This is a genomic window from Ralstonia pickettii, from assembly GCF_000607165.1.
Lineage (GTDB): Bacteria > Pseudomonadota > Gammaproteobacteria > Burkholderiales > Burkholderiaceae > Ralstonia > Ralstonia holmesii.
In genome coordinates this window covers 224685-244948 of the sequence record NZ_JFZG01000004.1, presented here as the reverse complement: position 1 = coordinate 244948, position 20264 = coordinate 224685, and the positions used below count along the sequence as shown (strand labels likewise).

The window sequence follows — 20264 nt, the reverse complement described above, 5'->3', positions numbered from 1 at the left end:
AGTCCTTACGCGCCTGGATCTTTCCTAACACTCGCGCGTCGTCGACCGGTCTCTTCAGCCCGTTATGGAGACACAGGCACACACCGCCTGGCACCCACGAGGAGAAACTCCATGAAGACGAGCCACACCCTGATCGCTGCCCTGCTTGCTGTTGCCGGTACCGCCGCTTTCGCGCAGACCACGCCGCCAGCTCCTGTGTCGCCTGTTACGCAAATCCAGCAAGACAACCAGAAGATTCATCAGGACAACCGCGACATCCGTCACGACAACCGCGACATTCGCCAAGACCGTGCCGATATCGGCAAGGACAAGGCCGCCCTGGCTGACGAACGCGCCGAGCGCAATACCGCACAACGCCGCGAAAACCGCGATCTGGCGAACGGCAACGTCAAGGGTGCCGAATACTGGAGCAAGCAACGCGCTCAAGATCAGCATCAGGTCAACGCCGACCGCCGTGACTTGCACCAGGACCGCAAGGACCTCCACGCCGACGTCAAGGATCGCAACCACGACGTACACGCGCGCAACCACGAAGTGCACAAACGCGACCGCGAGGCCTCGAAGATCTAACCTGAACATCGCCTGACCCCCAAACAAAACGGCCCGTGCGTCTCTCTCGCACGGGCCGTTTGTTATGCAGCGATACGGTCGGTCAGATCTCGACCTTCGTGCCCAACTCCACCACGCGGTTCGCAGGGATGTGGAAGAAGTCCGACGGCTTGGCGCCGTTCTGATGCATCCACGCAAACAAACGCTCACGCCACATCGACATGCCCGGCAACTTGGACGGCACCACCGATTCGCGCGCGATGAAAAACGACGTATCCATCAGCTCGCAGCGCGTGCCGATCTGCGGCTGACCCAGTTCAAGTACACGGTACACGTCCGGCGTTTCCTTGAAGCCGTATTCCGCGCGGGCGATGTAGATGCCGCTGCCCAGATCGCGCACGGACACGCGGTGCTTGTCGTCCACGTAGGGTATATCGCGCGTGACGAAGCTGATGAAGATCACGCGCTCGTGGAGCACGCGGTTGTGCTTCAGGTTATGCAGCAACGACACCGGCACGAACTCGGTATTGCCGGTCAGGAAAACGGCCGTGCCCTCGACACGATGCGGCGGATGCGCCAGCAACCCAGCCAGGAACGGCTCGAGCGGAATGCCGTCCTCCAGGCTGCGAGCACGCAGAAGCTTCTTGCCCTTGTACCAGGTCATCAGCAGGAAGAACACACCGGCGCCCAGCGTCAGCGGGAACCAACCGCCATCGCGGATCTTCAAGAGGTTGGCCGAGAAGAACGCCATGTCGACCACCAGGAAACAGAGGCTCACGAGCGTTACCAGCGCCGGATGCCAACGCCAGACTGAGCGCATCACCACTGCCGCCAGCACTGTCGTGATGACCATCGTGGTCGTTACGGCAATGCCATAGGCGGCGGCCAGGTTGTCGGACTTTTTGAACGCCAGCACCACGCCCACCACCAGGATCAGCAGCATCCAGTTGACCATCGGCACGTAGATCTGGCCGATCTCAGCTTCCGAGGTGTAGCGAATGCGCATGCGCGGCACAAAACCAAGCTGAATCGCTTGGCTCGTCAGCGAAAACGCGCCCGAAATCACGGCCTGCGAGGCAATGACGGTAGCCGCCGCAGCCAGCACCACCATCGGGAGTTGCAGCGCTTCCGGCACCGAACGGTAGAACGGGTTTTCGATGGTGCTCGGGTCGGTCAGCAACATCGCGCCTTGACCGAAGTAGTTCAGCAGCAGGCTCGGCGCCACGAGAAAGAACCACGCCCAGCGGATCGGACGGGCGCCGAAGTGGCCCATGTCGGCGTACAGCGCCTCAGCGCCGGTCAGCACCAGGAACACCGAACCCAGCACGATGAACGCCTGCAGCGCGTGGTTGTGCAGGAACGAAATCGCATACATCGGGTTGACGGCCACCAGGATCTGCGGCGCCTTCACCAGATTCATCATGCCCAGCGCAGCCAGCGCGGCAAACCACAGCAGCATCACGGGGCCAAACAACTTGCCGACCACCGACGTGCCGCTGCGCTGGATGAAGAACAGCACCGCCAGGATCACAAGCGTGATCGGCAATACGAACGGCGTCAATGCGGGCGCGGCGATTTCAAGACCTTCCATGGCCGACAGGACCGAGATGGCCGGCGTGATCACTGCATCGCCGTAGAACATGCACGCACCAAAGACGCCCAGCATCATCAGCAGCGACATGCGCTTGGAGTTGGTATTGGCCGTGCGCAGCGACAGCGCCATCAGCGCAAGGATGCCGCCCTCGCCGTTGTTGTCGGCGCGCATGACGAACAGCACATACTTGAGCGACACCACGATCACCATCGCCCAGAACAGCATGGAGATGATGCCGAGCACCGCACCGCTGGAGAAAGGAATGCCGTGATCGGGGCTGAAGCACTCCTTGAGCGAATACAGCGGGCTGGTGCCGATGTCTCCGAACACCACACCCACGGCACCAATCACCATGGCGCGCAGGTTCACGTTGGTCTGGGGCGACCCGGTTGCTGTGAGGGCTTGACTCATGAACTTGGAAATCGGGCGGATTGCTGGCCGCTCAAAAAATCGTGCATTGCACAATGAGGGCGGATTGTACTCCCCGCCTCCGCCACGCCAACCCCTCAGACGGGCATTCGTTGCCGCGGTGCATCACGCTGTACAGCCATCCTGATAAAGCGTTCTGCAGGGCCGAAAGAACATTGCCCTGGCACACAGATATCGAATAAAGCACATTGTGCAGCGCGAGTCGTTCGCCTTGGCTCACAGGCAACACGTTATGCATGCTGTGCTGCACATAGCCGAAAGTAGGACTGCGGCCGACAGAACTTTGTAGGAAAATGCCTGACAAACCTTTATTGCAAATTATGTTGAGCGACTAGTAATCAGCCGCCCGGCACTTCCAAAACGGGGACGGCCTTGCCCCACTCACCCATCCGCATCTTGGGGCATTCCAAGCCTTCGCTGACCGCACTGATTGTGCTGCTGGTCGTGGCCGCCCTATTGTTTGCGATCCCGCGCATGATCCTGCCGTGGGCGCAGCCGGCTTTCATGCAGCGGCTCGACCCTGCTGTGTGGGCCGATTACGCTGGCCCGTACGACCTGGCAGCCGCCGTGGTGGCCGCCAGCGCGCTTATCATCTTCCTGCTTCGCCGCTGAGCGCGGCCGGCGTCAATGCGCCAGTGCGCGGGCGCATTCGGCAACCAGCGCGGGGCCTCGATAGATCAACCCCGTATACAGCTGTACCAGCTGGGCGCCAGCATCGATCTTCTCGCGCGCATGCTCGCCGGCGAGGATGCCGCCCACGCCAATGATGGGCACCGCATCGCCCAGCAAACCATGTAATGCGCGAATTACCCGCGTCGAGGCTTCACGCACGGGCTGGCCCGACAGGCCGCCCGCCTCTTCCGCGTGTGCCAGACCGGCGACGGCCTCACGGCTGATCGTCGTGTTGGTCGCAATCACGCCGTCCATCTTGTGACGCAGCAGCGCGTCGGCAACGTTGGCAATCTGGTCGTCATCCAAGTCCGGCGCAATCTTCAGTGCCACCGGCACGTAGCGCTTATGTTGGTCTGCCAGACGCTGTTGCGCGTCGCGCAGCGTACCGAGCAGGCTGTCCAGCTCGCTCGCGCCCTGCAGTTGGCGCAGGTTCTTCGTGTTCGGCGACGAAATGTTCACCGTCACGTAGCTCGCGTGCGGATACACGCGCTCCAGGCAATGCAGGTAATCGTCGACAGCGCGCTCGATGGGCGTGTCGGCGTTCTTGCCGATGTTCAGACCGAGCACGCCACCCGCCTCGCGCCACTTCGATGCCTTCACGTTATTGATGAACGCATCGACACCGCCGTTGTTGAAACCCATGCGATTGATAAGCGCATTGGCCGCCGGCAGGCGGAACATGCGCGGGCGCGGGTTGCCTGGCTGCGCACGCGGCGTGACCGTGCCGACTTCAATAAAACCGAAGCCGAGCGCGCCGAGCGCATCGATATACGCACCATCCTTGTCCAGGCCAGCAGCCAGCCCCACTGGATTGGGAAACACCACGCCCATCACCGTGCGCGGCTGCGGGGCTACGCGTCCACCGATGCAGCCCGAAAGCCCCATCGCGTGGGCCCGCTTGAGCTGGTTCAGCGTGAAGTGATGCGCGTCTTCGGGATCCATCGAAAACAGCAGCGGGCGGGCAAGCGGGTACAGGGCGTTGAGCACGATCGGAATCAAGAGAGGAACGCGAAAGGCGGCATTGTAAACGGCCGGCACGCCGCAATGCACCGTGCGCGCCGCTTTCGAACCCGGCTGCGCACGATGTGTCCAAAGATCAGTCTGCGCCTGCCTTCGCGGCCCGTCACAGTGGAACACGCACCATCAATATGCATGCCGCACGAGAAAAGTGTTGCATCGCCGCACGGATCTCGCTATAATTTTTTATTCGACGGACGCGGGGTGGAGCAGTCTGGCAGCTCGTCGGGCTCATAACCCGAAGGTCGCAGGTTCAAATCCTGCCCCCGCAACCAGCCAGAAAGTCGAATGCGTTTCTACGGACGCGGGGTGGAGCAGTCTGGCAGCTCGTCGGGCTCATAACCCGAAGGTCGCAGGTTCAAATCCTGCCCCCGCAACCAACCAAAGTAGAACGGCTCGCTCCAAGACCTGAGCCGAATCATGAAGCCCGCACACAGCGGGCTTTTTGCTTTTCTACGTTTCCACGCGCCGTTTTGCGTGCAACTCAGTCGATACTCCCGCCCCTCCCTGCGCCGCGCGGGGCCGCATCGCCGCGGTGATACACTGAGATATTCCACCCGCGACGATTCCCCATGAAATTCTGTTCCAACTGCGGCCAGTCAGTCGTCTCGCGCATTCCCGCCGGTGACAACCGACTGCGCGACGTTTGCGACCATTGCAATACGATTCACTATGTGAATCCGCGCAACGTGGTCGGCACCGTGCCCGTTTGGAACGATCAGATTCTCCTGTGCAAGCGCGCCATTGAACCCCGCTACGGCTTTTGGACCTTGCCAGCAGGCTTCATGGAAATCGGGGAGACCACCGCGCAGGCCGCCAACCGGGAAACGCAGGAAGAGGCCGGCGCCAACGTCGAAATCGGCGAGCTGTATTCGGTACTCAACGTGCCGCACGTGCATCAAGTGCACTTGTTCTACCTGGCCAAGCTGAACGATCTGGATTTCGCGCCGGGCGAAGAAAGCCTGGAAGTCGCGCTCTTCAATGAAGCCGACATCCCCTGGGATGATCTGGCCTTCCCGACTGTCATCCACACGCTGCGTTGCTTCTTTGCAGACCGCGCGGCAGGCAAGCTGGCCGACGGCAGCTTCCGCCTCCACACGCTCGACATCTACAAGCCGATGCGCTCGGCTGCGATCAATACGCCGGCCACGACGCCGTAACGCCAACCTCACGCTGTCTGCATCATGATCGCCTGGCTGGATCCGCACGATCCCTTCCCGCCGGTCGATCGCGCGCTCGGGCCAGAGTCCGAAGCGCCGGGGCTGCTGGCCGCCAGCGCAGAGCTATCGCCCCAACGGCTGCTGATTGCGTATCGGCAAGGCATTTTTCCGTGGTATGCCCAGGGCCAGCCAGTGCTGTGGTGGAGCACCGATCCGCGCATGGTGCTGCGCCCCGAAGATTTTCGCGTCTCAACCACGTTTCGCAAGACGCTGCGCCGCGTGCTTGACGACCCAGCTTGGGAAATCCGCATCGACCACGCCTTTCGCGAAACGATGGTCGCGTGTGCCACCACAGCCCGCCCTGGGCAGCACGGCACGTGGATCACCGAAGACGTCATTCAGGCGTATACCGCCCTGCACCGCCGCGGCTATGCGCACAGCGTCGAGACGTGGCACGCCGGGCAACGCGTCGGCGGCCTGTACGGCGTGGCGCTTGGCCGCATGTTCTACGGCGAATCGATGTTCGCGCACCGCACCGATGCCTCGAAAATCGCGCTGGCGGCGCTCTGCGCCTTCCTCGGCGGTCAGGGCGTCGCGATGATAGACTGCCAGCAGGAGACCGAGCATCTGGCGTCGCTGGGCGGTGCCCCGGTGCCGCGCACGGCGTTTCTCACACATGTGCGGGAAGCGGCCAACGCGCCGGCCATTGTGCCGTGGCACTTCGACAAATCGGTGCTCCGCCGGTGGACCGTACGCAATGAGCAAGCTTAAGGAACTCCCCCTCTCGGCATTGCAGTTCTATGCCACCGCGCCTTACGCATGCAGCTATCTCGATGGCCGCTTGGCGCGCTCGCAGGTCGCCACGCCGGCGCACCTGATCAATGCCGACGTCTATTCAAAGCTCGTGCGCGCCGGCTTCCGGCGTAGCGGCATCTTCACCTACCGCCCGCATTGCGACGACTGCCATGCATGCACCCCGTGCCGCGTCGTCGTTGATCGATATGCGCCGTCGCGGGCGCAACGCCGTGCCGCCGAGCGGCATCAAGGGCTTGAGGCGCTGGTTGCACCGCTTACCTATGTCGAAGAGCACTATCAGCTCTATCTGCTGTACCAGTCGGTCCGTCACGCGGGCGGCGGCATGGACCACGACAGCCGCGATCAATATGAGCAGTTCCTGCTACAGAGCCGGGTGAATTCGCGTTTGGTGGAGTTTCGGGAGCCGCCCGAATCGCCATCGGCGGGCAAGCTGCGCATGGTAAGCATGATCGACGTGCTGGAAGACGGGCTATCGTCGGTCTACACGTTCTACGACCCAATCGAACAGAAGGCGAGTTACGGGACGTACAACGTCCTGTGGCAGATCTCCCAGGCGCAGGCGCTGGACTTGCCCTACGTCTATCTCGGCTACTGGATCGAGCAGAGCCGGAAGATGGCCTATAAGGCGCTGTTCCAACCGCTGGAACTGCTCGTCAATGGCGAGTGGCGACGGTTTGAAGACGTGGCGCCCCCGGCCACGGAATGATGATCAGCGCGACGTGCGCTCGATTCCGACATCGACAACACCGTACGTACTGATGTTGGAACTCTGGCTGTATTGATCGCGCGAAGTCGTACAACCCGCCAAGGCGCCGCCCACGCAAGCCAAACCTGCCGCCCACAATGCGGCGCGCTTCCACCAAATCATTTTGCTCATGAGTTCGACTCCTCTCAGGGCGCAGTCGAAAGCCGCTCGGCGAGCACCGTGTTGTATGCGCGGACCATCCCGGGAATCAGGAACATGTCCACCAGCACCCACAGCCCGCCGATGACGGCAAGCACCCAGCCGGCGGTGTTACCCATGTCACGAAACGCCAACCATGTGCCGCCAATGTTGGCGATGGCCTGCGCGACGCCGCTGCCTGGCCGCTTCAGATAGAAGCGATGCGCCCCTAAAAAACCAAGCAGAAACCACCAGAGATAGGCCACGCCCGAACTCTTCTTCTGGGCGTCGTACAGCATGATTTCGCGAGCGGTCTGATTCATGGCATAGGCTGACACGGGAATAAGCTGTCAGACACTAGCACGCATCCTGCGTTCCATGTCGCCTCTCGATTACATGCTGGCGAGCTTGGCCTCAGCCTTGTCCGTCCACAAACGCATTTCCGCGAGCAACGACGATGGCGAGAACGAGCAGCTTTCCTCGCCAAATGACATCGCCATATCCAGCCGCTGCAGCAAGGAACGCCGCACCTGGTCGTACGCCGGCGGCAAGATCGCCAACGGCGCGAGCACTACATCGTCGCGCCACTGCTTGAGTAGGCGCGGCAGGTCGGGCGACTTTGCGTGACGATCGAGCGCGTCGCGCAGCGTTTGGAGGGATTCAGCGGTGGTCATGCTCGGGCCTTCTTTTCACGGTACAGCTCGCGAAACGTTTTGCCCGCGGGGGCCGGCATGTCACGTGTATCGGTCCAACCTTTTCCGACGGGCAGCGAGTGGATCAGCTTCTTGTCACCGCCCATCCAGCGCAGCACGCGTGCTGCAACCCAAGTGCCGGCCGAGTACAACGCCGGTCGCCGTGCTACGAAGCCCCACACGCGCAAGCCAAAGCGCTCCGCTTGCGGGCGCAGTTCGCGCTCCATTTGTTTCTCACGCAGCGTGCGCAGCAAATCCGACAATGGGATGGACGCAGGGCACACGCGATTGCATTCACCGCACAGCGTGGCCGCTTGCGGAAGGTCCAACGCGTTCGACAGCCCAACGTAGCTAGGCGTCAGCACGCTGCCCATCGGGCCGGGATACACCCAGCCGTACGCATGGCCGCCGATCTTCTGATAGACCGGGCAATGGTTCATGCACGCGCCGCATCGGATACAGCGCAGCATCTCCTGGAATTCGCCGCCGATCAGGCCGCTGCGGCCGCCGTCGACAATGACGAAGTACATATGCTCGGGGCCATCCTTCTCGCCCGGCGCGCGCGGCCCCGTCAACAATGAGAAATAGTTCGAAATCGCCTGCCCTGTGGCCGATCGCGGCAGCAAGCGCATGACGGTCGCCAGATCTTCGAGCGTCGGCAGCACCTTCTCGATGCCGGTCACGGCGACATGCACGCGCGGCATGATCGTGCACATGCCCTCGTTGCCCTCATTCGTGACAATCGCAACGGACCCCGTCTCGGCGATGATGAAGTTGCCGCCTGTCACGCCCATGTCGGCGGACAGAAACTGGGGCCGCAGCACTTCGCGCGCCTCGCGCGTCATCTCCGGAATATCTGTCAGGCGCGGCTTGTTGTGCGTCTTGGCGAAGAGATCAGCGATCTCCTCCTTGTCCTTGTGCACCACCGGCGCAATGATGTGCGACGGAGGCTCACTGTCGTTGATCTGCAGGATGTACTCGCCCAGGTCGGTCTCGATGCTCTGCACACCCATCTCGCCGAGCACCTGGTTCAGGCGCATCTCTTCGGTCACCATCGACTTGCTCTTGATGACCTTTTTCACCTCGTGCTTGCGGGCGATTTCTGCAACCAGGCGCGCGGCATCGGCCGTGGTTTCGGCAAACAGCACCTTGGCGCCACGGCGCGTCGCTTCTGCCTCGAACGTGGCGAGCCAGACATCGAGGTTTTCCAGCGCGCGGTTGCGGCGCTCCTTCAGCGCCTCACGCGTGGCCGGAAAATCAATCTCCTGGATGGCCGCCGCGCGTGCGGTGACGAACTTGGTCGAGAGCTTGGTGAGGTTCTGCTGCAGGCGCTTGTCGGCGAGCTTCTGCCCGGCGCGCGCCTTGAATTCCATGCTGCGGACTTGCATGCGATTGCGTCTCCGTCGTGTTCTTGGCGTTGCGATTTACGCGTCGCCGGCAAGGACTTGCGCGATGTGCAGCACACGCGTGTGCGTGTCGCCCGTACGGCGCAGCCGGCCTTCGATGTTAAGCATGCAGCCTACATCACCGAGCACCACGGCATCGGCGCCGCTGGCCTTGATGTTGGCGCATTTTTCATCCGCGATGGCGGTGGAGATATCACCGTACTTGATCGAGAACGTGCCGCCGAAACCGCAGCACGCTTCGCATGCGGGCATCTCGGTCAACTGCACACCCGGCAGTTTGCCGAGCAGCTCGCGCGGCTGCGCTTTCACGCCCAACTCGCGCAGGCCAGAGCACGAATCGTGGTACGTCACGTGGCCGTGAAATTCGGAATCGAGCGTCTCGACACGCGCCACGTTGACGAGAAAGTCGGTTAACTCATACACACGCGGCGCCAGGCGCTCGTAGCGGCCTGCGAGCTCCGGATCGTCTCGAAAGAGATCGGCGTAGCCCTTGCGGATCATGCCGCCGCACGAGCCAGACGGGATGACAACGTAGTCGAACTGTTCGAACTCCTTGAGCGTCTTCTCCGCCAGATCGCGCGCCAGTGGCCGATCGCCGGAGTTGTAGGCGGGCTGGCCGCAGCAGGTCTGCGCGGGCGGCACAACGACGTCGTAGCCGGCCTTTTCCAGCAGTTTGAGCACCGAAAACCCGATGTCGGGCCGCATCAGATCAATGAGGCAAGTGACGAACAAACCTATGCGCATGGGAGTCTCTTGTGTTCTGCGGGAAGCTGCCATTATGCGCCCGCTGCCCTGTCGGGCGCGGCCCTCAAGGCACAGAACTTCTTCATGTCAGCGGTGAGTGCGCTTCACGAGGCCCTACCAAGCACAGCCGGTGGCCGACTGAGAAAGCCCTCAAAAATACCCGGAATCATGCGTCGGGATGGTGCGAATTTTCACATTGTGGGATAGAATTTTGCATCGCATCCGCAACCCACTGCACCCATGGCAGAAGCAGATAAGGACCCCGGCAAGACGTCCATCCAGGTCATCGAACGCATGATGATGCTGCTCGACGCGCTTGCCGATCACGCCGATCCGGTCAGCCTGAAAGCGCTGTCCGCCAGCACCGGCCTGCACCCCTCCACCGCGCACCGCATCCTGAACGACATGGTGGCTTGCCGCTTCGTCGACCGCTCCGACCCGGGCAGTTACCGTCTCGGCATGCGTTTGCTGGAACTCGGCAACCTCGTCAAGGCACGCCTCTCGGTGCGTGAAGCGGCCCTCGCGCCGATGCGCGCCCTGCATCGCCTGACCGGCCAAACCGTCAACCTCTCGGTGCGCCAGGGCGATGAGATCGTCTACATCGAGCGAGCATATTCCGAGCGGTCAGGCATGCAAGTGGTACGCGCTATCGGTGGCCGCGCGCCGCTGCACCTGACTTCGGTCGGTAAGCTGTTCCTGGCCGCAGACGAACTCGGCCGTGTCCGGGCCTATGCCACGCGTACCGGTTTGTCTGGTCACACTCGCACCTCGATCACGGACTTGCCCAAGCTCGAACGCGAACTCAACTGGGTCCGCACCAACGGCTACGCGCGCGACAACGAAGAACTGGAACTCGGCGTGCGCTGTATCGCTGCCGGCATCTATGACGATTCGCGGCGGCTGGTAGCAGGCTTGTCTCTGTCTGCACCAGCAGACCGCTTGCAGGACAGCTGGCTCGACAACCTCAAGGACACCGCGTTGCAGATCTCAAAGGGCATGGGCTACACGTACGAAGAGGACGCCGTGCGCGCAGAGTGAGCCGCCGGTTTTGCCCAACAAAAAGCGCGTCATCGACGCGCTTTTTTTGTTGGGTGGCGCGGTGACTCAAGCGCCGTGCTGCTCCGACGCCAGCACGGTTGCCGGCTGCGTCGACACAGGTACATTCCGCAACGGTGCAGCGGCTTGCGTGGCCGGCTCGATGTGCGGATTGCGCTCCAGCCAATTGCGCACGCGTGTGGCGTCCGCAAAGCGCGTGAGATTGCCGGCCGAATCCAGGAACACCATCACGACGTTGCGGCCGTGCACGTTGGCCTGCATCACGAGGCAGCGGCCCGCTTCGTTGATGAAACCGGTCTTCTGCAGACCGATATCCCATTCGCCGCCACGCACCAGACGGTTGGTGTTGACGTAGTGCAGCGTGCGGCCGTTGGCGTTGACCGTATGTTCAGGCGTGGTCGTGAATTGGCGAATGGTCGGCACCTTGTAGGCAGCCATCACGATCTTGGCCAGATCCTGGGCGCTCGACACGTTGCTGCTCGACAGGCCGTTCGAATCGACATAGTGCGTGTCGTTCATGCCCAGCTCGTGCGCCTTGCGGTTCATGGCGGCAACGAATGCCGGACGACCACCCGGATAGTTACGGCCCAGCGCTGAGGCTGCGCGGTTTTCCGACGACATCAGCGCCAGCAGCAGCAGATCTTCACGCGTGAGCATCGTGCCGAAGCGCAGACGCGAGCCGGTGTTGCGCTCGTAGTCGCGATCTTCATCGGTGATCTCAAGCAGCTCGTCCATCGGCTGATGAGCGTCGGTCACGACCAGCGCGGTCATCAGCTTGGTGATCGAGGCAATCGGCAGCACAACCGACGAATTCTTCTGGAACAGCACTTCGCCGTTGTTCTGGTCCATCACCAGCGCGACGGAGGAGCGCAGCGCCAACGCGTCGGGCGTCGAACGCAGACCCATCGCTTCGCCAAGCGTCGGGGATGCCGGCACGAACGCTGCGCGCACCGGACGAGCACCGCGCTCGACCATGATCACACGGCGCTTGCCTTTGACGGTGACGACCTTGCGGACTTTGCTGGACGCGACGTCATCGCTGCTCGCAGCCGCGACTTTGGCGCTGGCCTTGCGATTGACGACGGTCTTGCCCTTGGATTTAACTTTGGCTTTTTTGCTGGCGGCGGGCTTTTTGTCGGTCGTGGCGGCATTGGCCACGGTAGCGACGGAGACGGCAGCGAGCGCGACGGTCATCAGCGAAACAAAGCCGAGACGTCGAAAAAATGAGGAAACAGACCGTGACATGGTTCGATCACCCGCGCGTGAGATGGCGCAAGTGTAGGCAAAAACAAAATTCTTAGCAAGATGAAGGACTTAGCTCACGGCCTTAAAGTTTGACCTCTGGAGCCTTATCATTCGGTCATCATTTCGACGCAATTATCTGCTGGGGCAGTGTTCCAATCGCGAAGAAAGTTGCGAGAACTGCACATAACGTGCAGCGCGGAATCAGCGGCGGAGGCTGAGGGTACCTCGTGAATTCCGTCGCACATGCCGACAATCACGGTTTACAACCAACTCCAACACTTCCTCACAACACGCGCACGTCGCACGCGGAGTCGCAGATCAAAGTCTAACGATGGATCGGTCGTATCTGTTGACATAATTCGACGACTTTTCACCGCCAATTCTCGCTTTGCACGAAGATGTGCGCTGTAGCGTGTAGGCGGCGGCGCGATGACGACGTCAGTCAAGGAAGCGAGTGAAGTCGGAGACAGGTGTGCGCTCAGTGATGAGCGTGTTCTCGATTGCAGCGGGGTTCGCATAACCCATCGACATGCCGCAGACGACCATCTCATCATCGGTCAGCGCGAGATGCTCAGCGATGATCCGATGGAACTGCGTGAAAGCGGCCTGTGGACACGTGTCGATGCCACGAGCACGCGCCCCCACCATCACGGCTTCCAGAAACATGCCGTAATCGAGCCAACTGCCCTGCTCCATCACACGGTCAATCGTGAAGATGATTCCGACCGGCGCATCGAAGAAGCGGAAGTTGCGCGCGTGCTGCGCGTGCATGCGCTCCTTGTCGGCGCGCTCGATGCCGAGCAAGCCATAGAGATCCCAACCAACCTTGCGGCGCCGGCTCTGATACGGATCAATCCACGTGCGCGGGTAGTACGGATACTCCTCGCGATGCAGCGTGTCGACCTCCGGGTGGGCGTACGCCGCCAACACAGATTCGGACAAGCGCGTCTTCGATTCGCCCGTGAGCACATAGACTTTCCACGGCTGCGTATTGCTGCCTGACGGCGCACGGCGTGCCACATCCAGGATCGCTTCAATGTCTTCGCGGGCAACGGGCGTCGGCAAGAACGCGCGAACAGACCGGCGCGAAGTGATTGCCTGATCGACAAGTTCGACTTCTGCGAAGGTGGGGCGTCGGTCGGTCATGGCGATGCGCAAGAATTCAAGCGGTGATATTGGACGCAAGCGGTTCGAGCACGGCACGCAGCGCATCGGGCAGCGGCACCGGCCGACGCGTTTCGCGGTCGACATAGACGTGCACGAAATGGCCCTGCGCTGCGGCCTCTTGCGCGTCGCCGCGGAAGAGGCCCACTTCATAGCGCACGCTCGTGTTGCCCAGGCGCGCAACGCGCAGCCCTGCCACAACCGGGTCGGGAAACGACAGCGGCGCGAAGTAATTGCACTGCGTCTCGATGACGAGGCCGATGGTGTCGCTATGCTCCAGATCCAGCACGCCCTGCTGGATCAGGTAGGCGTTCACCACGGTGTCGAAGTAGCTGTAATAGACGACGTTGTTGACGTGGCCGTAGACGTCGTTGTCCATCCAGCGCGTGGTGATGGTGTGGAAGTGGCGGTAGTCGTCGCGCGTCTGGCGTTGCGTACTCATGGGCAGCGGGCAGGTGACGGTGGAAAGTGATCAGGATACGCCAGCCGCTAAACCTCGGTCACTTACGGATGACGAGCGCCACACCACACGCGGCAATCACCATGCCCAACGCGGCGAGCGGCGGAAATCGCTCGCCTAAAAGCGCCCAGGCCATCACGGCGGTCGTCGGCGGTGTGAGATACAGGAGCGACGTCACCTTGGTGGCCGCGCCTTTGCGGATCAGCACAAACAGCAGCGAGATTGCGCCGATCGACAGCGCCAGTACCGACCACACCAGCGAGCCGATCATCGGCAGCGTCCAATGCACCTCGCGCGTCTCAAACAAAAACATGAACGGCAGACACAGCAGCGCCGATGCCCCGAACTGAATGCACGCGCCCATCCGCAGGTCGAACACCGGGCAATGGCGCTTTTGATACAGCGTGCCGACGGTGATCGACAGCAACGCGCCCACGCAAAGCGCAAGCGTCGTCACACCGACGCCCGCCAGATGCAGCTTATTGGCCACCACTAGGCCCACGCCTGCGATGCCGCACAGCAGCCCCATCCATTGGCGACCCGACACACGCTCCCCTCGCATCGAGACGTACAGCGCGGTCAGAATCGGCTGCATGCCGACGATCAGCGCAGTCATGCCTGCCGGCATGCCCAGCTTGACCGCAGCCCAGACGCCCGCCAGGTAACCCCATTGCATCAGCAAGCCGGCCACCGCGATATGGCCGACTGTCGCCCAATCGGCTTCGCCCGTGCCGGCGCGGCGCGGCAACGGCACGCGCGCCAGCCATACCAGCGGCAGCAGGCACACCAGCACGCCTACGAAGCGGAAAAACAGAAACGTGATCGGTTCGGCGTACGGCATCCCGTACTTGGCCACGATAAAGCCCGTGCTCCAGATCAGCACGAACAGCCACGGCATGGCAACGACAAACAGAGAGCCGCGCGCTGAGGCTGGCGCGACGGAAGACGCTTGGGTCATGCGGAAAGCGGAAGAGAGTTCGATGCGGCGGCAGCCTCGTCGCGAGCCGCCCAACGCAGTGCGTGCCGGGCAGCCAGCGCGATGGTCTGCGCATGGACGGCCACGGTATCGTCGATATTGTTGCCGTAGCCGCCCGCCATGGTAACGGCAATCGGTATGCGCCGTTGATAGGCGAAGTCGAAGACTTCCTGATCACGCCGGGCCAGCCCCTCCAGGGTCAATTTGAGCCGGCCAAGACGGTCGCCCTCATGCGGATCCGCGCCGGCCAGATAGATGATCAACTGCGGCCTGAAGCGCCCGGCCAGGATATCGAGTGCGCCGGTCAGCGCCTGTAGATAGTCCTCGTCGCCGCAGCCATCGTGCAGACCGATGTCCAGATCCGACGCTTCCTTCCGGAACGGGTAGTTCTTCTCGCCGTGCAGCGACAAGGTGAAAACGGTGGCGTCATCGCGCAGGATCGACGCCGTGCCGTTGCCCTGATGTACGTCCAGATCAATGATGGCGACCGGAAAATCCGCCGGCGACCTGCCTGATTGGCGCTGCATCCAGCGCGAGGCGATGGCTGCGTCATTAAATACACAGAAGCCACCGCCCTTGTCCGCATAGGCATGGTGCGTCCCACCCGCCAGGTTGACGGCAATCCCATCCGCCAACGCGGCTTCGCTTGCGGCCATCGTCGCGCCGGCAGAACGGCGACTGCGCTCCACCATTTCCGGCGACCAAGGAAACCCGATCTCGCGCTGGCGCGCCGGGTCAAGCCGACCGGCGCTTACCGCTTCCACATATTCAGACGTGTGCGCCAGCAGCAATGCGTCGTCCTCGGCGCGCGGCGCCTCATGCATGGACAGCCCCGGCACGTCGGCTAAAACCCGTGCCCGCAGATCGCTGTACTTGCGCATGGGAAACCGGTGGCCCGGCGGCAACGGCAAGACAAAGTGGTCGGTGTAGAACGCCCGCATGTGAATCAGAAATCGCAACGCAACAAAAATGGCACTCGGGCGCATCCTAACCTACGCTGCACTCGTATGTTTTTTGAGACGGAATTACCGCCGGAACTGGTCAAATGCATTTCACCTGCACCACACACGCGCATTTTTCTGCCACAAAAAATTACGCCAAACGGTTGGTCGCGCAATTCCTGTGCACGGAAAATCAACGAATTCTGATTTTTGTGCGATGCACAAAGGACGCTTGACACTGGTTTGACATTCAACAACAATGAAATTGTTGCGATGCACCATCCCTAATTCATCGCGATGTCGCCTGGAAGGCCCGACGCTGACCGTCATGCTTTGTACATCTGGGCGATCTAAATTTTCATTTTGATTCCCCGACCCACCTTTGTATTTGGAGAGACAACATGCTGACTCAGGAACAGATCGCTGCGGCGCACAAGGCCAACCTGGAAACCTTCTTCGGCCTGACCAACAAGGCATTTGAAGGCGTCGAAAAGCTGGTCGAGCTGAACCTGCAAGTCGTCAAGGCCACCCTGGCCGAGAACGTCGAACACGCCAAGAAGGCGCTCACCGCCAAGGACGCGCAAGAGTTGCTGTCGGTGCAAACCGCCGCCGTGCAGCCCCTGGCTGAAAAGGTTCTGGCTTACAGCCGCCACCTGTACGAAATCGCTTCGGACACGCAAACCGAATTCAGCAAGGCTGCTGAAGTGCAGATCGCTGAAAACAGCCGCAAGCTGCAAGCGCTGGTCGACAACGTGTCGAAGAACGCTCCGGCCGGTTCGGAATCGGCAGTTGCCCTGGTGAAGTCGGCTCTGTCGGCTGCCAACAACGCCTACGACTCGGTGCAGAAGGCTACCAAGCAAGCTGTGGAACTGGCTGAAAGCAACTTCCACGCTGCTGCCAACGCTGCCAGCAAGGCAACTGCCCAAGCTTCGGCCCAAGCGCGCGCTGCTACCGGCAAGAAGTCGGCAACGACCGCTGCCTAAGCGCTAGGCTGCTGCAGCAGTTACCTGCTTGCTCAAGCGGGCCTCCTCCGGGAGGCCCGTTTTGTTTTGGCCGTCGAGCCGCTCCTCCAAACGCGTCGTTTGCGCGCATTTGCGCGGAACCGAAACGCGCGCCCCGCAGTCCATTCCATCGTGTTCGTTAGATTGTCTCCTCGGTCCCGCTACCGAAACCTGTCCTCAGTGGTGATCAGTGGGTACCTTTAGCCCGGCTTCGGCCGGGTTTTTTGTGTGCGAGGGAAACGTCTCGCTCTTCAAATTGCGAACTTTTACACGCAGCCGACGCTCCATCCTGTATTGCGGCCCGCCGCCCCCCCGTCCTTCCCAATGTCTCGCGAATCCCTGGCCAAGCGAAGTTTGATCGTCGTGGCTGCGCTTATCCTGCTGTTAGAAGAGTGGATCTGGAACGTCATGCAGCGGGCAACCGCCCGTCTGGCGGCGCATCCGTGGGTCCAAGCGGCGGAGCGGAAGTTGGCGCAGCTGGAGCCCATCGAAGCTCTCTGCGCCTTTGCCCTGCCAATGCTCGCATTGTTGCCGTTCAAGCTGGCGGCCGTCTATGTGCTGGCGCGAGGCCATCTCATTGCCGGCGCCATGGTTCTGGTCGCAGCGAAAATCGTCAGTACGGGGCTGGGCGTGCGCATCTATTCCGCCGTGCGCCCACAGTTGCACACGATCGCCTGGTATGCCCGCTGGGAATCTGCGTTCCTGGCTTGGAAGCAGCGCATGGTTGCCGTTCTGGAGGCAACGCCGACTTGGCAAGCCCTGCAGGTACGAATTGCCGTCTGGCGCGCCCGTCGACATGGGTTGATACAACAGATATGGCGCCGCCTGATCGCAGCGGTGCGCCTGCTACGTCGGCATCGGCGTCCGACTGAGCCTCGGCACTGACCAGCCGCCACATCGCCCCCCAAAAAAAAGGGCCACCCAATCGAGTGGCCCTTCCTTTTTGCCAGCCAGATTTCAGAGTGTGTTCTAAAATCTGGCGGTTAATTGCAGTTCAACGCTTGCGAGCCGGCGGCACGTCCGTGCAAACGCCTTCGTAGATTTCTGCAGCCATACCCACCGACTCACCGAGCGTCGGATGCGGGTGAATGGTCTTACCGATATCCACGGCGTCCGCGCCCATCTCGATGGCCAGGCAAACCTCGCCGATGAGGTCGCCTGCATGCGTGCCGACGATACCGCCGCCAATGATGCGGTGCGTTTCTTCGTCGAAGATGAGCTTGGTGAAGCCCTCGTCGCGGCCGTTGGCAATTGCGCGGCCCGATGCAGCCCAGGGGAACACGCCCTTGCCGTACTTGATGCCCTGCGCCTTGCACTGGTCTTCGGTCAGGCCTGCCCAGGCCACTTCCGGATCGGTATAGGCGACCGACGGAATCTGCTTGGCGTCGAAATACGCCTTCTCGCCGTGCGCAGCTTCGGCCGCCACGTGGCCTTCGTGCACGGCCTTGTGTGCCAGCATCGGCTGACCCACGATGTCGCCGATCGCGAAGATGTGCGGCACATTCGTGCGCTGCTGCTTATCCACGTCGATGAAGCCGCGGTCAGTCACGGCCACGCCGGCCTTTTCCGCGCCGATGCGTTTGCCGTTCGGAGCGCGGCCCACGGCCACCAGCACCGTGTCATAGCGTTGCGGCTCGGCCGGTGCAGCTTCGCCTTCGAACTTGACGTAGATGCCGTCCGGCTTGGCCTCCACCCCGACCGTCTTGGTCTTGAGCATGACCTTGTCGAAGCGGCTCTTGTTCATTTTGTCCCACACCTTGACGAGGTCGCGGTCAGCGCCTTGCATCAGGCCGTCGAGCATTTCCACCACGTCGATGCGGGCGCCCAGCGTGCTGTACACCGTGGCCATTTCCAAGCCGATGATGCCGCCACCGATGACCAGCATCTTGGCCGGCACTTCGCGCAGCTCCAGCGCGCCTGTCGAATCGACGATGCGCGGATCTTGCGGAATGAACGGCAGCTTCACGGCCTCGCTACCCGCAGCGATGATCGCTTTGGCGAAGCGGATGACCTTCTTCTCGCCGGTCGTTTCCTTGCCGTCGCCGCTCGTCAGTTGCACTTCGAGGTGGTTCGGATCGAGGAACGCGCCGACGCCGCGCACGACCTGCACCTTGCGTGCCTTGGCCATACCGGCCAGCCCGCCGGTCAGCTTGCCGATGACGGATTCCTTGTGCTTGCGCAGTTGGTTGATATCAACCGTGGGCTCGCTGTAGACAATGCCGTGCGCGGCCATCGCCTTCACTTCATCCATTACGGCGGCCGTGTGCAGCAGCGCCTTGGACGGGATGCAGCCCACGTTCAGGCAAACGCCGCCCAACGTGGAGAAACGCTCGACCAGCACGGTGTTCATGCCCAGATCGGCGCTGCGGAAAGCTGCCGAGTAACCGCCCGGCCCGGAGCCGAGGACGAGCATGTCGCATTCGATGTCGGCACTGCCGGCGTGTTTGGCCGCTTGTGGTGCGGGGGCCGACGCTGCCGGTGCGGCAGCAGGCGTTGAGACCGGAGCCGGTGCTTGAGCAGGCGCCGGAGCAGCAGCCGCGCCAGCTTCCGCCGTCGCGATCACCGTGCCCTTGCTGACCTTGTCGCCCACCTTGACCTTCACGTCGACGATCTTGCCGGCCACGTCCGACGGCACTTCCATGCTGGCCTTGTCGGATTCCAGCACGATCAGCGACTGCTCGGGCGCCACGGTATCGCCCGCCTTGATCAGCACTTCGATGACTTCCACTGCATCGAAATCGCCGATATCCGGCACCTTGATTTCCACCACGCTCATTCCTGACTCCTTGTTCTTGTCGTCGGCACCCGGCATCGCCCGGGCCCGCTGACGCTTTTCAATCCTGCAGACGGACTGTGTGCACTTCGATCGGGCCACCCGAACTCTTGTCGAACTCCACACCTGCGGACACGCCCACCTGTGCAACGTCCGCCGCCGACTTGCCCGGCATATCGAACACCGCCGACATGGCCCCCAGCGCAAAGTTGCGCCCCGAACCGATGCCCCAGAAGCGGTCGAACGCAAACACTTCGCGGTACGAATAGACGCCGTAGATGCCGGTTGCGTTGGCGATCAGGCAGGTGATCTGTGACGACTCGTAGGGGTCGTCGTCGTCTTCCTTGGTGTTGACGAAATACTCGTCCTTGAGCTTTTCATGCACCTTGAGGAAGGTTCGGAAGACGTCGTCACGCGTGCCGAGGCGGCACTCATCTGCCAGACCCGCCAGTAGGCTCCGCATGACCGGGAAGTGGGCCGTCGTACCCGCCAACGCGATCAGCGAATCGCCCACCGGGAAGATCTTCTGGTTCTGCTCGTAGCCGCGCGCCAGGCGCGTATCGCCGAACGTCACCAGTGAATCGGCCGCAATCGCCACTTCGCCGTCTTTCTTGACCACCACGCACGTCGTCATGTCGTCCTCGCCATCAGTCCACTGACCAGTGCGCCGACCGCTGCAAACCCAG

The 20264-nt window shown here is 61.9% G+C and carries 22 protein-coding genes and 2 tRNA genes; 10 read left to right on the top strand and 14 right to left on the bottom strand.

Annotation, left to right across the window (positions count from 1 at the left end; all coding sequences use genetic code 11):
• Positions 1-111 precede the first annotated feature (111 nt).
• A complete protein-coding gene (locus BG83_RS0104265) occupies positions 112-570 on the top strand; it encodes a DUF4148 domain-containing protein (RefSeq protein ID WP_024975551.1) in 459 nt (152 codons plus the stop codon).
• Between the two features lie 82 nt (positions 571-652).
• Here the strand turns inward: BG83_RS0104265 and BG83_RS0104260 are convergent, their stop codons facing one another.
• Entirely contained in the window at positions 653-2554 is a 1902-nt protein-coding gene (locus tag BG83_RS0104260) for a potassium transporter Kup (RefSeq protein WP_024975550.1), read from the bottom strand.
• A 390-nt stretch (positions 2555-2944) separates the two neighbouring features.
• Here BG83_RS0104260 and BG83_RS0104255 point away from each other — a divergent pair, with 390 nt between their 5' ends.
• Positions 2945-3184 (top strand): hypothetical protein, encoded by a 240-nt coding sequence (locus BG83_RS0104255; RefSeq protein WP_024975549.1) that lies wholly within the window; start codon positions 2945-2947, stop codon positions 3182-3184.
• 12 nt (positions 3185-3196) lie between these two features.
• Here the strand turns inward: BG83_RS0104255 and BG83_RS0104250 are convergent, their stop codons facing one another.
• The gene (locus tag BG83_RS0104250) at positions 3197-4231 is read right to left on the bottom strand and encodes a quinone-dependent dihydroorotate dehydrogenase (RefSeq protein WP_024975548.1); all 1035 of its coding nucleotides are present in this window, start codon (positions 4229-4231) and stop codon (positions 3197-3199) included.
• Between the two features lie 228 nt (positions 4232-4459).
• Here BG83_RS0104250 and BG83_RS0104245 point away from each other — a divergent pair.
• The 5 genes from BG83_RS0104245 to BG83_RS0104225 all read left to right on the top strand — a co-directional run bounded on the left by BG83_RS0104245 (position 4460) and on the right by BG83_RS0104225 (position 6943).
• A tRNA-Met gene (locus BG83_RS0104245) sits at positions 4460-4536 on the top strand.
• Positions 4537-4564: 28 nt separating this feature from the next.
• A tRNA-Met gene (locus BG83_RS0104240) sits at positions 4565-4641 on the top strand.
• Positions 4642-4833: 192 nt separating this feature from the next.
• Complete coding sequence (locus BG83_RS0104235; RefSeq protein ID WP_024975547.1) at positions 4834-5421, top strand: NUDIX hydrolase; 588 nt, start codon at positions 4834-4836, stop codon at positions 5419-5421.
• A gap of 24 nt (positions 5422-5445) precedes the next feature.
• The gene (gene aat / locus BG83_RS0104230; RefSeq protein WP_024975546.1) at positions 5446-6192 is read left to right on the top strand and encodes a leucyl/phenylalanyl-tRNA--protein transferase; all 747 of its coding nucleotides are present in this window, start codon (positions 5446-5448) and stop codon (positions 6190-6192) included.
• On the top strand, positions 6179-6943 hold the full coding sequence (locus BG83_RS0104225) for an arginyltransferase (protein WP_024975545.1): 765 nt from the start codon (positions 6179-6181) through the stop codon (positions 6941-6943). Before aat ends, BG83_RS0104225 begins: the two co-directional genes overlap by 14 nt.
• Positions 6944-6946: 3 nt before the next feature.
• Here the strand turns inward: BG83_RS0104225 and BG83_RS29635 are convergent, their stop codons facing one another.
• From BG83_RS29635 to BG83_RS0104205, 5 genes are all read right to left on the bottom strand, one after another.
• The gene (locus BG83_RS29635) at positions 6947-7114 is read right to left on the bottom strand and encodes a hypothetical protein (RefSeq protein WP_200869023.1); all 168 of its coding nucleotides are present in this window, start codon (positions 7112-7114) and stop codon (positions 6947-6949) included.
• Between the two features lie 14 nt (positions 7115-7128).
• Positions 7129-7443 (bottom strand): TM2 domain-containing protein, encoded by a 315-nt coding sequence (locus tag BG83_RS0104220; RefSeq protein ID WP_024975544.1) that lies wholly within the window; start codon positions 7441-7443, stop codon positions 7129-7131.
• A 69-nt stretch (positions 7444-7512) separates the two neighbouring features.
• Positions 7513-7794 carry a hypothetical protein gene (locus tag BG83_RS0104215; RefSeq protein ID WP_024975543.1) on the bottom strand — a complete coding sequence of 94 codons (282 nt, stop codon included), beginning with the start codon at positions 7792-7794 and terminating at the stop codon, positions 7513-7515.
• Positions 7791-9200 carry a LutB/LldF family L-lactate oxidation iron-sulfur protein gene (locus BG83_RS0104210; protein WP_024975542.1) on the bottom strand — a complete coding sequence of 470 codons (1410 nt, stop codon included), beginning with the start codon at positions 9198-9200 and terminating at the stop codon, positions 7791-7793. The genes BG83_RS0104215 and BG83_RS0104210 overlap by 4 nt, the downstream gene beginning before the upstream one ends.
• Positions 9201-9236: 36 nt before the next feature.
• Entirely contained in the window at positions 9237-9962 is a 726-nt protein-coding gene (locus BG83_RS0104205; RefSeq protein WP_024975541.1) for a (Fe-S)-binding protein, read from the bottom strand.
• A gap of 240 nt (positions 9963-10202) precedes the next feature.
• Between BG83_RS0104205 and BG83_RS0104200 the strand changes: the two genes are divergently transcribed.
• Complete coding sequence (locus BG83_RS0104200) at positions 10203-11000, top strand: IclR family transcriptional regulator (protein WP_004627146.1); 798 nt, start codon at positions 10203-10205, stop codon at positions 10998-11000.
• A gap of 66 nt (positions 11001-11066) precedes the next feature.
• Here the strand turns inward: BG83_RS0104200 and pbpG are convergent, their stop codons facing one another.
• The 5 genes from pbpG to BG83_RS0104175 all read right to left on the bottom strand — a co-directional run bounded on the left by pbpG (position 11067) and on the right by BG83_RS0104175 (position 15849).
• Positions 11067-12263 (bottom strand): D-alanyl-D-alanine endopeptidase, encoded by a 1197-nt coding sequence (gene pbpG / locus BG83_RS0104195; protein ID WP_037031558.1) that lies wholly within the window; start codon positions 12261-12263, stop codon positions 11067-11069.
• 438 nt (positions 12264-12701) lie between these two features.
• Entirely contained in the window at positions 12702-13409 is a 708-nt protein-coding gene (locus BG83_RS0104190) for a nitroreductase (RefSeq protein WP_024975539.1), read from the bottom strand.
• 16 nt (positions 13410-13425) lie between these two features.
• Positions 13426-13869 (bottom strand): acyl-CoA thioesterase, encoded by a 444-nt coding sequence (locus BG83_RS0104185; protein ID WP_024975538.1) that lies wholly within the window; start codon positions 13867-13869, stop codon positions 13426-13428.
• A 58-nt stretch (positions 13870-13927) separates the two neighbouring features.
• Positions 13928-14845: a DMT family transporter gene (locus BG83_RS0104180; protein ID WP_024975537.1), complete on the bottom strand. Its 918-nt coding sequence runs from the start codon at positions 14843-14845 to the stop codon at positions 13928-13930.
• Complete coding sequence (locus tag BG83_RS0104175; protein ID WP_037031556.1) at positions 14842-15849, bottom strand: histone deacetylase; 1008 nt, start codon at positions 15847-15849, stop codon at positions 14842-14844. Before BG83_RS0104175 ends, BG83_RS0104180 begins: the two co-directional genes overlap by 4 nt.
• Positions 15850-16205: 356 nt before the next feature.
• Here BG83_RS0104175 and BG83_RS0104170 point away from each other — a divergent pair, with 356 nt between their 5' ends.
• Positions 16206-16787 carry a phasin family protein gene (locus BG83_RS0104170; protein WP_024975535.1) on the top strand — a complete coding sequence of 194 codons (582 nt, stop codon included), beginning with the start codon at positions 16206-16208 and terminating at the stop codon, positions 16785-16787.
• 342 nt (positions 16788-17129) lie between these two features.
• Positions 17130-17690 carry a hypothetical protein gene (locus BG83_RS0104160; RefSeq protein ID WP_024975534.1) on the top strand — a complete coding sequence of 187 codons (561 nt, stop codon included), beginning with the start codon at positions 17130-17132 and terminating at the stop codon, positions 17688-17690.
• 109 nt (positions 17691-17799) lie between these two features.
• On the opposite strand, the gene lpdA is transcribed toward BG83_RS0104160, so the two are convergent.
• Together lpdA and BG83_RS0104150 are read right to left on the bottom strand one after the other, a co-directional pair.
• Entirely contained in the window at positions 17800-19581 is a 1782-nt protein-coding gene (lpdA, locus tag BG83_RS0104155) for a dihydrolipoyl dehydrogenase (protein WP_024975533.1), read from the bottom strand.
• 58 nt (positions 19582-19639) lie between these two features.
• Complete coding sequence (locus BG83_RS0104150) at positions 19640-20212, bottom strand: MFS transporter (RefSeq protein ID WP_024975532.1); 573 nt, start codon at positions 20210-20212, stop codon at positions 19640-19642.
• Positions 20213-20264: the final 52 nt, after the last annotated feature.